Source organism: Inquilinus sp. (assembly GCF_057815775.1).
The window spans coordinates 1-11,726 of record NZ_JBYRFX010000495.1; the positions used below are offsets into that span (position 1 = coordinate 1).

The following is an 11,726-nucleotide window of genomic DNA, read 5'->3' on the forward strand; positions in this document are numbered from 1 at the left end:
CGCGGTGTTACGAGACGATTTCGAAGGGGACATATCTGGCTACTTTTGAAATCAATTTGATTCTTATTTTCCGGATTCCGGCATGTCAGCGACTGTTTGGAAATGCGCTGGCGTGAGTCGGATGGCGGTGGTGTCGAGAACGGGCGCGCAGCGGACGTTTGGGTCCGTGAGCACCGGAAGCTTCGAGGCCGCCGCCAGACGGCCGCACCAGGTGCGTTTCCAAACGACCTCTCATTCGCCGATGGTCAGGGTGGTGTAGTGCGGGTCGGCGAGGATCTCGGACTCGGCGAACGGCATCTTCACCCATTGCTTGGCGGCATAGCGGCGGGTCCCGTCGCCGAAATGCGGTGACTCCGGATCGTCCGACAGCGACGGGGCCAGCAGGGTGCGGGCATCCACCCGGCCCCGGGGGAAGGTGACGATCTGCATATAGCTGTTGCCATGCGGGTCGCCATCCATGCTGCGGCTGTCCGGCCCGACCGGCGTGTCCGGGCAGGCGACGGTGAAGTAGCCCGGCTCCGGGCAGCCGCCGAACAGACCGAGTTTCTCACCGTCCCGCGTCGCGAACAGGGTGTCGCCGCGCGGGGCGTCGAGGGCGAAGCCACTGTGCTGCACCTTGATGATGGCCGCGCCGAAGGCTTGGCGTAGCGCGTCCGGCGCATCCGTCTTCAGCTGCCGCGGCGTGTTCACCGGATCGGCCCGATCGAACGGCACGGTGTAGAGCTGGTCGGCCGGCAGCAGGTCGACGCGGGCCCAGACCTCGTCCCACAGCCGGGCGCCGCGGGCGTCGGCATTGCCGGTGTTGTCCCAATCCTTCAGCACGGCGCAGGCCTGCGCCGGGTCGACATCCTGCGCCGGCGCGATCGCCTGGCCGGTCAGCGGGTCGGCGGCGACGGAGATCGGTGCCCCGGTGCACACGGCGGCGAGCAGCTGGTTCTTGAACAGCTCGGCGGTCAGGGCGCGGCTGTTCAGCACCATGGCCTCGACCGTTTCGACGGTTGCGCCCCGGCCGGGATAGCCATCGGTGCCGGCAATGCGGCCCTGGGCCAGGATCTGGCCCATCCGCGTCCGCGTCGACAGCGACTCGGCCACCGGGCCGACGATATCGGGGAAGCCGGCCAGCGGCGCCTTGGGATTCACCAGCCAATAGCTGTCATTCATGTTGGCGACATAGTCGCCGCGCCGCAGGCTGGGCATCCGGCTTGGGCCTAGGGCGCCGGGCTGCACCGAATCCGCATCGCTGCGCCAGTCGCAGGCGCTCTTCGACCCGTCCAGCACCGGCACCCGCGGCAGCACGGCGTTCATCGGCGCACTGAATGGCGTGGCGCAGGCCGCCAGCTGGTCCGGCGGGACGTTCGGGATGGCGCCGATATCGGCGTACCAGGCCTGCGGGTTGCCGCGGCCGATGGCGATGGTGTTCACCCAGGGCATCGACGCCGTCTGGCGCTGGATGGCGATGAAGTCGTCGAGCGAGGTCGCCCGGCTCCAGCGCAGCCAGGTCTGGAAGCTGCGCAGGCTGTCGGCGTTGATGTCGCGGATGGCGAAGGCGGAGGCCGGGGTCCAGCCGAGTGCCGGGTTCAGCTTCGACAGGTCGACCACCGGGCCATATTGGGTGCGGTACAGGGTGCGCGACACCGGCACGACCCGGCCGTCATCCTGTCGCACCTCCACCGTGACCGGCGTCGCCGTCATCTTCACCGGCTTGCCGTCGCGCAGATAGGCGGTGGGATCCCCCGGCGCCAGGGTCAGCTGGTAGAAGCCGAAGCGGCGGGCGGTCGAGACGGTGTGGCTCCAGGCCACGTCGGCGTTGTAGCCGATCAGGATCACCGGGATGCCGAGGAAGGACACGCCGCTGACGTCGAGCCGGCCCGGGATGGTCAGCTGGGCCTGGTAGAACCGGTCCGGCCCGCGCCAGTACCAATGCGGATTGCCGAACAGCAGCGGCCCGTCCGGGCCGGCGCCGGCGGCGCCGAAGCCGATGGCGTTGCTGCCGACCCCGGCCTGGCCCCCGACCTGGAGGGCGGGCGGCAGGATGTCGGCGCCCCCGGCCTTGCGGGCCGGTGCCGCGGCGCCGGGAGGCTGGGCCTCCGCGATCGGCGCCACGAAGTTGCTGAAGCCGCCGGCCATGTTGCCGGCCAGCATGCGCCGGTAGACATCATCCGCCGTGATCTGCAGCACCCAGGGCTGGCCGGCACAGGCGGCGTTGGCGCCGCCGGGCTTCAGATCCTTGATATAGCGGTTGTAACCGGCGGCGAATCCGGCGACGAGGGCCCGCAGTTCCGGCGGCTGGGCCGCGACCAGGGGGCCGAGCGTATCGGCCGGGATGACCTGGCGGTGGAAGAAATCGGAATCGAGGTTCTTCGGCCGGCCGATGGTGCTGATGGACGTGGCCACCGCATCGCCGCCGAAATACTTGGACCGTTCGCCCCGGTAGGTGAGGAAGGCGTCCGCCAGGGTACACAGATTGTCCTGCGCCTGGGCATAGCCGTAGCCATAGCCGAGACCGCCCCAATTATCCGCCTTGATGTGCGGCACGCCCATGTCGGTGCGGCGGATCTCGGCCTTGTAGGGATCCCGGTCGGGCGACAGGCCGGTGCTGCCTCCGACGCTCGGGTTCGCGATCAGCAGCACGGCTGCGACCAGCGCCAACGGCTTCCAATGCGGGGCCGGAAATATACGCAACACTCTCTCCAGACGGACGTACGGAATGGAACGAGGCGCACGCTAACATAGGACGAAAATGCTTATCAGTCGCAGTTGCGCCGTGCGGCAATCGGCCCCCGCACTCGCGGTTCTGTGGCCTGAAACCCAGGCCCTGGGCCGGTTTGCGCAGGGCGAGCACGTGGCGCGATACCCGTTCAGTCCGGCTGTGTTCCTCCGCTGCCCTTTCACACGATATGAGCGCTAATACATCCTTTGGTAGTGTAATATCAGAATCCCTCTTGTGAGATGTTACGTACAATGAGAGCATCCGCTTTATGTATGATCATTCCTCGCCCTTCGCCCTAACCCAGCCGCCGGGCGCCGAGCCGAAGGCGGCCTTCGCGCTGAAACGGCTGCGCCGGGCCTTGATCGAGTGCGAACTGCGGCCGGGCACCCAATGTTCGGAGCCCGAGATCGCCGGCCGGTTCGGCCTGGGCCGGGCCGCCATCCGGGCCGCCCTGACCACCCTGGCGGGCGAGGGGCTGGTCACCGCCGAGCCGCGCCGCGGCTGGCGGGTGGCGCCGGTGACCGGCGCCCTGATCGGCGATGTCATCAAGGCCCGCCGGGCGATCGAGCCCGGCCTGGCGACAGTCCGGCTGTCGCCGGACGAAGCCGCCCGGCTGACCGCGCTGACCCGGATCGGCGCCGCGCTGCAGGGCCGCGACGATCGCCAGGCCGCGGTCACGGCCCGCAGCACGGACCGGCAGATCCTGGACCATCTCGCAACGCGGGCGGGCGGGCTGGTCGGCCGCTGGCTGGCGGAGGCCTGGAACCAGGCCGACCGGATCGTGGCCTTCTTCGACCTCGCCGGGCGATACCACCGGCCGATCGGCCGGGAGAAGCTGATCGAGGCGCTTACCGATGGCGACGCAGCGGCGGCCCAGCGCGCGATCGATGCGGCGATCACGGCTTTCCAGAGCTTCGTGACCGACGGCCTGCTGAACCTGCCATCGACCCTGGAACCAGCCGGGGCCGAGGATGGACAGCCACGACAAACCGGACCGGATGCGACGGCGCCAAGGGCCCGTCCACAGCGGCCATCACAACAGGGGGACAGGTCATGAATCGGATCGGAACCGGATGGCTCGGCGCCACCGTCGGGATCGCGCTGGGGGCGATGATGCTGGCGGCGGCGCCCGCCTGGGCGGCCAAGGACCGCTTCGTCGTAGACCTGGTCAACGAGCCGTCGTCGCTCGACCCGCAGCTGCAGTGGAACCCGGACAGCTACTACGTCTACCGCAACGTCTTCGACAACCTGGTCACCCGCGACGACCAGGGCAAGATTGCGCCCGAGGTGGCGACGTCGTGGAAATACGTCTCGGACACCGAGATCGAATTCCAGATCCGCGACGACATCACCTTCCATGACGGCCAGAAGCTGACTGCCGAGGATGTCGCCTACAGCGTCCGCCGCATCACCGACCCGAAGCTGGCCAGCCCGCAGCTGGGCCAGTTCAACAAGATCACCGGCGCCGAGGCCACCGGCCCGACCACGGTCCGGCTGAAGACCGATGGCCCCTACCCCGCTTTGCTGGCCCAGCTGGTGAAGCTGTCGATCGTGCCGAAGCATGTGGTCGAGGCGGTCGGCAACGAGGCGTTCAACCTGGCCCCGGTCGGCAGCGGCCCGTACAAGGTCGAAGGCTGGCAGCGCGGCGTGGCCGTGACCCTGGCCCGCAACGATGCCTATTGGGGCAAGAAGGGCCCGTTCGCGACCGCGGTGTTCCGCGCCGTGCCCGACGCCGCCACCCGCCTGGCCGACCTGCAGGCCGGCACCGCCGACCTGGCGGTCACGCTCGACAGCGATCTGGCGGCACAGTTGACGGGATCGGACAAGGCCAAGCCGCTGGTCGTGCTGACCGAACGCGTCGCCTATTTCCGGCTGAACACGCTGAAGCCGCCCTTCGACAACCCGAAACTGCGCCAGGCGGTGGCCTATGCAATCGACAAGCAGGGGCTGACCGAAGGCATTCTGGGCGGCTACGACAAGCCGGTGGCTGAGCTGCTGACCCCCGCCCATTTCGGCTGGACCGACGGCGTCGAGGGCTATGCCTACGACCCCGACAAGGCCAAGGCACTGGTCACCGAGGCCGGGCCGGCGGCGAAGACCGAGGTCGAGCTGGCGACCGCGCCGGTGTTCGACCAGCGCATCGTCCAGGCGTTGCAGCAGCAGCTGGCCGATGCCGGCTTCGACGTGAAGATCTCGATGAGCGACATGGCGACCTATCTCAAGCGGTCGCAGGGCAATTCGGAGGACGGGCCGAATCTGAGCTTCGGCCGCTGGTCCTGCGCCTGCCAGGATGCCGACGGCGTGCTGTTCCCGCTGCTGCACAGCAGCAGCGGCTGGTCGAGCTACCGCAATGCCGAGGTCGACAAGCTGCTGGTCGAGGCGCGCTCGACCCTGGACGAGGCCACCCGCCTCGGCCGCTACGGCCAGGTCAACAAGATCGTCGCGACCGAGGTGCCGGTGCTGCCGCTGTACCAGTCGGCCATCATCTACGGCGCGGCCAAGCCGCTGAACTGGCAGCCGACGCCGAATGAGAGCCTGTTCCTGAACCGCATGTCCTGGGCGGAATGACCATGACCCGCCCGTCCACGCTTCGCCGGCTCGGCGCGGCGGTCGCCCTGGCCGCCGCGCTGGCCGCAGGGCCGGCGATGGCGGCCCAGGACCGCTTCGTGGTCGATCTGGTCAACGAGCCGTCGACCCTGGATCCGCAGCTGCAGTGGAACCCGGACAGCTACTACGTCTATCGCAACATCTTCGACAATCTGGTCACCCGCGATGACCAGGGCGCGATCGCACCGCAGATCGCCACCGCCTGGAAGACGCTGTCCGACACCCAGGTCGAATTCCAGATCCGCGACGGCGTCACCTTCCATGATGGCAGTCCGCTGACGCCGGAGGATGTCGCCTTCAGCGTCAACCGGATCATCGACCCGGCCTTGGCCAGCCCGCAGCAGGGCCAGTTCGACAAGATCGTCAAGGCCGAGGCGACGGGGCCGCACAGCGTGGTGCTGACCCTGGCCGGCCCCTACCCCGCCCTGCTGGCGCAGCTGGTGAAGCTGTCGATCATGCCGGAGCATGTGGTCAAGGCGGTGGGCAACGACGCCTTCAACCTGCATCCCGTCGGCAGCGGGCCGTACAAATTCGAGGGCTGGCAGCGCGGCGTGGCGGTGACCCTGTCCCGCAACGACGCCTATTGGGGCACCAAGGGCCCGTTCGGAACCGCGGTGTTCCGCGCCGTGCCCGATGCCGCCACCCGGCTGGCCGATGTCCAGGCCGGCACCGCCGACCTGGTGGTCTCGCTCGATTCCGACCTGGCCGGCCAGCTCGAAGCCTCCGGCCGCGGCAAGCGGCTGTATGCCCTGACCGAACGGCTGGCCTATCTGCGCCTGAACCCGACCAAGCCACCCTTCGACGATCTGCGGCTGCGGCAGGCCGTGGCCTATGCGATCGACAAGGAGGGGATCACCCAGGGCATCCTCGGCGGCCTCGACAAGCCGATCGGGCAGATGGTGACGCCGGCCCATTTCGGCTGGTTCGACAACATCCCGGGCCTGCCCTTCGACCCTGACAAGGCCAAGGCGTTGGTCGCCGAGGTCGGCGGATCGCCCAAGGTCGAGATCGCGACCGGCGCCTTCTTCGACCAGCGCGTGGTCCAGGCGATCCAGCAGGAGCTGGCGGATGTGGGCTTCGACGCCAGCATCGCCCTGGTCGACACCCCGACCTTCCTGAAGCTGATCCAGCAGGGCGCGGCGGGCGGCCCGGCCCTGGCCGTCAGCCGGTCGTCCTGCGCCTGCCAGGACGCGGATGGCGCGCTGTACCAACTGTTCCATTCCGGCAATCCCTGGACCATCGTCGAGAACAAGGAGCTGGACGGCTGGCTGGACGACGCCCGGGCGACGCTGGACACCGACCGGCGGCTGGTCGACTACCGCAAGGTCAGCACCTTCATCGCCACCGAGCTGCCGGTCGTGCCGCTGTTCCAGACCGTGGCGATCTATGGCGCGGCCAAGCCGCTGCAATGGACGCCGACGCCGAATGAAAGCCTGTTCCTGAACCGCATGGGCTGGTCGGAATGAGGGAGGACGGGCACCAGGCATGACCGCCTTCCTGCTCCGCCGCCTGGGCCTGGCGCTGCTGACGATCTTCGGCGTGGCGACGCTGATCTTCTTCCTGCAGCGGCTGACCGGGGACCCGACCTTCCTGCTGGTGCCGGACACGGCAACCCAGGCGGATATCGAGGCGCTGCGCCATTCGCTCGGCTTCGACCGGCCGCTCGGCGTGCAGTACCTGTCCTTCCTGGGTGAGATCGCGCGGTTCGACCTGGGCCGGTCGGTGGTGCAGAACGTGCCGGTGACGGTCATCATCGCCTCGCGCCTGCCCTACACCCTGGCGCTGGCGGCGGGCGCGCTGCTGGTCGCCTGTGGCCTGGGCGTCCCGGTCGGGGTGGTGCTGGCGCTGTATCGCGACCGGCTGGCCGCCCGCCTGCTGGCCGGGCTGGTGCTGGCGGCGCAGAGCATGCCGACCTTCTGGAGCGGGATCCTGATGATCCTGGTCTTCGCCGTCACGCTGGGCTGGCTGCCGCCCTCCTCCACCGGCGGGATCGACCATCTGGTGATGCCGTCGGTCGCGCTCGGGCTGCTCAGCATGGCGACCTTCGCCCGGGTGACGCGCACGGCGCTGCTGGAGGAGCTGTCGAAGGACTATGTCCGCACCGCCCGCGCCCGCGGCGCCGGCACCGGGCGCCTGCTGCTGCGCCACCTCGCCCGCAACGCCTCGATCCCCGTCATCACCGTCGCCGGGCTGGAGATCTCGAACCTGCTGGCCGGCGCGGTGATCGTCGAGACGGTGTTCGCCTGGCCGGGGCTGGGCCAGCTGAGCGTCCAGTCGATCCTGGCCCGCGACTTCCCGATCGTGCAGGGGGTGGTGCTGCTGGGGTCCTTCGTCACCATCCTCCTCAATCTGCTGACCGACCTGCTGTACAGCGCGGTCGACCCCCGCATCCGGCTGGGGGGCGCAGGCCGATGAGCACGACCGCCGCCCCCGCGCCTGCCGCCACCCGCAGCCCGCTGCGGCGCGCGGCGCCGTTCATCGCCATCCTGGTGCTGTTTGCCCTGGCCGCGCTGCTGGCGCCGCTGGTGGCGCCCTACGACCCGAACACGCAGAACCTGCTCGGCCGCCTGAAGCCGCCCGGCACCATCGCCCGCAACGTGCATTACCTCCTGGGCAGCGACGAGCTCGGCCGCGACCTGCTGAGCCGGCTGGTGTGGGGCGCCCGGATCTCGCTGCTGGTCGCGGTGATCTCGGTGGTGCTGTCCGGCATCGTCGGCACCGTGCTGGGCATGCTGGCCGGCTATCTCCGTGGGGTCACCGAGATCGCGGTGATGCGCGTGGTCGACGTGTTCCTGTCGGTGCCGGCGATCCTGCTGGCGATCATCACCGTCGCGGTGGTCGGCCCCGGCCTGCTGAACGTCATCCTGGTGCTGGCCCTGACGCGCTGGCCGCGCTACGCCCGCGTCGCCTATGCCCAGACCCTGACGGTGGCCGGCCGCCCCTATGTCCGGCTGTCGGCCTTCATGGGCGCCGGGCCGCTGCGCGTGCTGTTCCGCCACATCCTGCCCAACATCCTGGGCGCCGTGCTGGTGGTCGCGACCCTGGAGTTCGGCCTGATGGTGCTGTTCGAGGCCGGGCTGTCCTTCCTGGGCCTCGGGGTGCAGCCGCCGACGCCGAGCTGGGGCGCGATGCTGTCGACCGGCCGCAACTACGTCGCCACCGCCTGGTGGATCGCGACCTTCCCCGGGCTGTGCCTGTTCCTGCTGGTCCTGGCCGCCAATCTGATCGGCGACGCGCTGCGCGACCGCCTGGATCCCCAAAGCCGATGAGCCCCAAAGCCGAGAGGTGGACATGAACATCCCGAACGATCTGAACGGCAAGCGCGTGGTGGTGACCGGCGCCTGCGGCGTGGTCGGCAGCTGGATCGCCGCGGCCTTCGCCCAGGCCGGCGCCAAACTGTGCCTGACCGACACGTCGGAGGCCGATCTCGACCGTCTCGCGGCGAACCTGACCGGCGACCGCTTCAGCCATGCCGCCGATCTGCGCGACGAGGGCGAGATCAACCGGCTGATAGCCGAGATCGGCGACCGCTGGGGCAGCGCGGACATCCTGGTCAACAATGCCGGCGTCTATCCCAGCGGCTTCCTGCTGGACATCGACGTCGCCGAATGGGACCGGATCTTCGACGTCAACCTGCGCGCGCCCTTCCTGCTGACCCGTGCGGTGGCCCGGCAGATGATCGCCGCCAAGACCGGCGGCAGCGTCATCAACATCTCCTCCGGCGCGTCGCGCAAGATGCGCAAGACCGTGGTGCCCTACTGCGTGTCGAAGACGGCGCTGGACCGGCTGACCAAAGGCTTCGCCATCGAGCTGGCGGAGTTCGGCATCCGGGTCAACGCGGTCGAGCCCGGCTTCATCGCCGGCAGCAAGGTCAGCCTGCTGACCGAAGAGCATGTGGCGGCGACCAGCGGGTCGATCCCGCTGGGCCGTCCGTCCTCGGCCGCCGATGTCGGCAACGCCGTGCTGTTCCTGGCCAGCGAGGGCTCCGGCTACATCACCGGGTCGACGCTGACGGTCGTTGGCGGCAATTCGATCGGGTCGATGGCCGTGTACCAGGCGAAGAAGACCCCGCTATAGGAGGCATCCATGGTCCAGCCCTGGCCGCGCTACCATTGGCCGGAAGGCCGCGACAGCGCCTTCTGCTTCACCGTCGATGTCGATGCCGATTCCCCGTATCTCTGGTCGCAGCGCGCGCCGGAGGCGACGCGGTCGCTCGGCCAGCTGGAGCAGCGCCGCTTCGGCCCGCGGCTGGGGATCTGGCGGCTGCTCGATCTGCTCGACCGCTTCGGCGTCAAGGGCAGCTTCTTCGTGCCCGGCGCCGTAGCCGAGGCCAACCCCGAGCTGCTGCCGGCCTTCCTGGAGCGGGGGCATGAGATCGGGCTGCACGGCTATTTCCACGAGATCGTGGCCCAGAGCAGCGACGCCGAGTTCACCGGCGCGCTGGAGGCGTCGATCGAGGTGTTCCGGCGCCAGACCGGCGCGGTGCCGAAAGGCTTCCGTTCGCCCGCCTGGGAGATGACGCCGCACATGCTGGCGGAGATCCGCCGGCACGGCTTCTACGACAGCTCGTTGATGGGCGCCGACCATCCCTATGAGATCGACGGCGTGGTCGAGATCCCGGTGCAATGGGCGATCGACGACGCGGTGTTCTTCAAATTCACCGGCGGCGGCACCGACCAGTGGCCACCGGCCGCGCCGGGACCGATCCTGGAGGGCTGGCTGGACGAATGGGACGGGCTGCACCGGCTGGGCGGTCTGTTCATGCTGACCGTCCACGACTGGATCTCGGGCCGCGCCCAGCGGCTGCGTCTGCTGGAGCACCTGCTGGAGCGGATCACGGCCGAACCCACGGTGTGGATCGCGACGGTGGGCGAGGTCGCGGCGCATCATGCGCGATCGACCAATGCCGGCCGGTTCCAGGCCGCATCGGACATTCCCGGGCCGGTGGAGCCGCGCCGGTTCGGACGGCCCAAGTGACGGCAAAGACCGAGGTCCGCAGCCGGCACGGCCTGGTCGCGGCCCAGCACCGCTATGCGGCCGAGGCCGGCGCCGCGATCCTGGCCCGCGGCGGCAACGCGATGGACGCGGCGGTGGTGACGGCGCTGGTGCTGAGCGTGGTCGAACCCTGGCTGTCCGGCATCGGCGGCGGCGGTTTCCTGCTGCATGCCGACGGGGCGACGGGCGCGGTGTCGGCGCTGGACTTCAACGTCCGGGCGCCGGCCGCGCTGGACCCGGCCGACTACCCGCTGGCCGGCGCCGACACCGGCAACTGGTTCGACTGGCCGTCCGTGGCCGAGGACCGCAACCTGATCGGCCCGTCCTCGATCTGCGTGCCCGGCGCGGTCGCCGGGCTGGCGGCGGCGCTGGAGCGGTTCGGCACCATCGGCTGGGCCGATGCGCTGGCGCCCGCCATCGCCCATGCCGAGCGGGGGCTGGAGGTCGACTGGTACGCCGCCTTCTGCATTTCGATCGAGGCTCACACCCTGGCCCGGTTCGAGGCGAGCAGCGCCCTGCTGCTGGACCGCGGCCAGGCGCCGAAGGCCGCGGAAGGGAAGCACCGGCCGATGCCGGCCAAGGCCCGGCTGCTGCGGCGACTGGCGGAAGCGGGGGCACGCGATTTCTACGAGGGCGAGACGGCAGAACTGATCGCCGCCGATTTGGCCGAGGCTGGGTCGCGCATCACCGCCGCGGACCTCGCCGCCTACCAGCCGCGCTGGGCCGAACCGCTGCACGGCCGCTATCGCGACTGGGACGTCACGGTGATGCCGGGGCTGAGCGGCGGCCCGAGCTTGCTGGAAGCACTGGATCTGCTGTCGCCGCGGACCGCCTGGGGCGACGGGCCGGATGCGCGCGGGGCGCTGGCCTATGCCCGTGCGGCCCGCGAAGCCTATCGCCGGCGGCTGACCGGGATGGGCCACGCCGGGCTGTCCAGCGATCCCGGCTGCACCAGCCATGTCAGCGTGGTCGATGCCGCGGGCACCATGGTGTCGCTGACCAACACCGTGCTGTCCCGCTTCGGCTCCAAGGTCGTGCTGCCGCACGCCGGGTTCCTGATGAACAACGGCATGATGTGGTTCGACCCGCGGCTCGGCCAGCCGAACTCCATGGCACCGTCGGCCCAGCCGCTGGCCAATATGTGCCCACTGATCCTGGGCCGGCAAGGCCGGCCGCTGCTGGCGATCGGCGCCGCCGGCGGCCGGTCGATCTTCCCGGCGCTGCTGCAGCTGGTCTCCTACATCGTCGATTGCGGCATGACCCTGGAACAGGCCTTCCACGCGCCGCGGCTGGACGCCAGCACGCCGACGATCAAGGTGAATGCGGCCGCGGCCGCCGACGTCGCTGCCACGGTCGCCCGCGACTTCCCGGTCACCATCGTCGAGGACACGCTGTACCCCGTGAATTTCGCGAT

General features: G+C 69.7%; 9 protein-coding genes. 8 read left to right on the forward strand and 1 reads right to left on the reverse strand.

What is annotated here, in order from left to right; all coding sequences use genetic code 11:
- Positions 1 to 231 precede the first annotated feature (231 nt).
- Entirely contained in the window at positions 232 to 2,682 is a 2,451-nt protein-coding gene (locus AC3XYG_RS17520; protein WP_489141135.1) for a penicillin acylase family protein, read from the reverse strand.
- A 296-nt stretch (positions 2,683 to 2,978) separates the two neighbouring features.
- On the opposite strand from AC3XYG_RS17520, the gene AC3XYG_RS17525 reads away from it, so the two are divergent.
- The 8 genes from AC3XYG_RS17525 to AC3XYG_RS17560 all read left to right on the forward strand — a co-directional run.
- The gene (locus AC3XYG_RS17525) at positions 2,979 to 3,767 is read left to right on the forward strand and encodes a GntR family transcriptional regulator (protein WP_489141136.1); all 789 of its coding nucleotides are present in this window, start codon (positions 2,979 to 2,981) and stop codon (positions 3,765 to 3,767) included.
- Positions 3,764 to 5,278: an ABC transporter substrate-binding protein gene (locus AC3XYG_RS17530; protein WP_489141137.1), complete on the forward strand. Its 1,515-nt coding sequence runs from the start codon at positions 3,764 to 3,766 to the stop codon at positions 5,276 to 5,278. Before AC3XYG_RS17525 ends, AC3XYG_RS17530 begins: the two co-directional genes overlap by 4 nt.
- A gap of 2 nt (positions 5,279 to 5,280) precedes the next feature.
- The gene (locus AC3XYG_RS17535; protein ID WP_489141138.1) at positions 5,281 to 6,783 is read left to right on the forward strand and encodes an ABC transporter substrate-binding protein; all 1,503 of its coding nucleotides are present in this window, start codon (positions 5,281 to 5,283) and stop codon (positions 6,781 to 6,783) included.
- Between the two features lie 19 nt (positions 6,784 to 6,802).
- Positions 6,803 to 7,732: an ABC transporter permease gene (locus AC3XYG_RS17540; protein WP_489141139.1), complete on the forward strand. Its 930-nt coding sequence runs from the start codon at positions 6,803 to 6,805 to the stop codon at positions 7,730 to 7,732.
- Positions 7,729 to 8,586: an ABC transporter permease gene (locus AC3XYG_RS17545; RefSeq protein WP_489141140.1), complete on the forward strand. Its 858-nt coding sequence runs from the start codon at positions 7,729 to 7,731 to the stop codon at positions 8,584 to 8,586. Before AC3XYG_RS17540 ends, AC3XYG_RS17545 begins: the two co-directional genes overlap by 4 nt.
- 22 nt (positions 8,587 to 8,608) lie before the next feature.
- Positions 8,609 to 9,394 carry an SDR family NAD(P)-dependent oxidoreductase gene (locus tag AC3XYG_RS17550; protein ID WP_489141141.1) on the forward strand — a complete coding sequence of 262 codons (786 nt, stop codon included), beginning with the start codon at positions 8,609 to 8,611 and terminating at the stop codon, positions 9,392 to 9,394.
- A gap of 9 nt (positions 9,395 to 9,403) precedes the next feature.
- Positions 9,404 to 10,294, forward strand: coding sequence for a polysaccharide deacetylase family protein (locus AC3XYG_RS17555; protein ID WP_489141142.1), 891 nt, complete (start codon positions 9,404 to 9,406; stop codon positions 10,292 to 10,294).
- The coding region (locus AC3XYG_RS17560; protein ID WP_489141143.1) for a gamma-glutamyltransferase at positions 10,291 to 11,726 on the forward strand (1,436 nt) is incomplete at its 3' end. The genes AC3XYG_RS17555 and AC3XYG_RS17560, both read left to right, overlap by 4 nt.

What these genes read in the sequence shown, in the direction of transcription:
- AC3XYG_RS17525 (WP_489141136.1), top strand. Translation starts at nt 2,979, where the DNA reads ATGTATGATCATTCCTCGCCCTTCGCCCTAACCCAGCCGCCGGGCGCC.
- AC3XYG_RS17530 (WP_489141137.1), top strand. Translation starts at nt 3,764, where the DNA reads ATGAATCGGATCGGAACCGGATGGCTCGGCGCCACCGTCGGGATCGCG.
- AC3XYG_RS17535 (WP_489141138.1), top strand. Translation starts at nt 5,281, where the DNA reads ATGACCCGCCCGTCCACGCTTCGCCGGCTCGGCGCGGCGGTCGCCCTG.
- AC3XYG_RS17540 (WP_489141139.1), top strand. Translation starts at nt 6,803, where the DNA reads ATGACCGCCTTCCTGCTCCGCCGCCTGGGCCTGGCGCTGCTGACGATC.
- AC3XYG_RS17545 (WP_489141140.1), top strand. Translation starts at nt 7,729, where the DNA reads ATGAGCACGACCGCCGCCCCCGCGCCTGCCGCCACCCGCAGCCCGCTG.
- AC3XYG_RS17550 (WP_489141141.1), top strand. Translation starts at nt 8,609, where the DNA reads ATGAACATCCCGAACGATCTGAACGGCAAGCGCGTGGTGGTGACCGGC.
- AC3XYG_RS17555 (WP_489141142.1), top strand. Translation starts at nt 9,404, where the DNA reads ATGGTCCAGCCCTGGCCGCGCTACCATTGGCCGGAAGGCCGCGACAGC.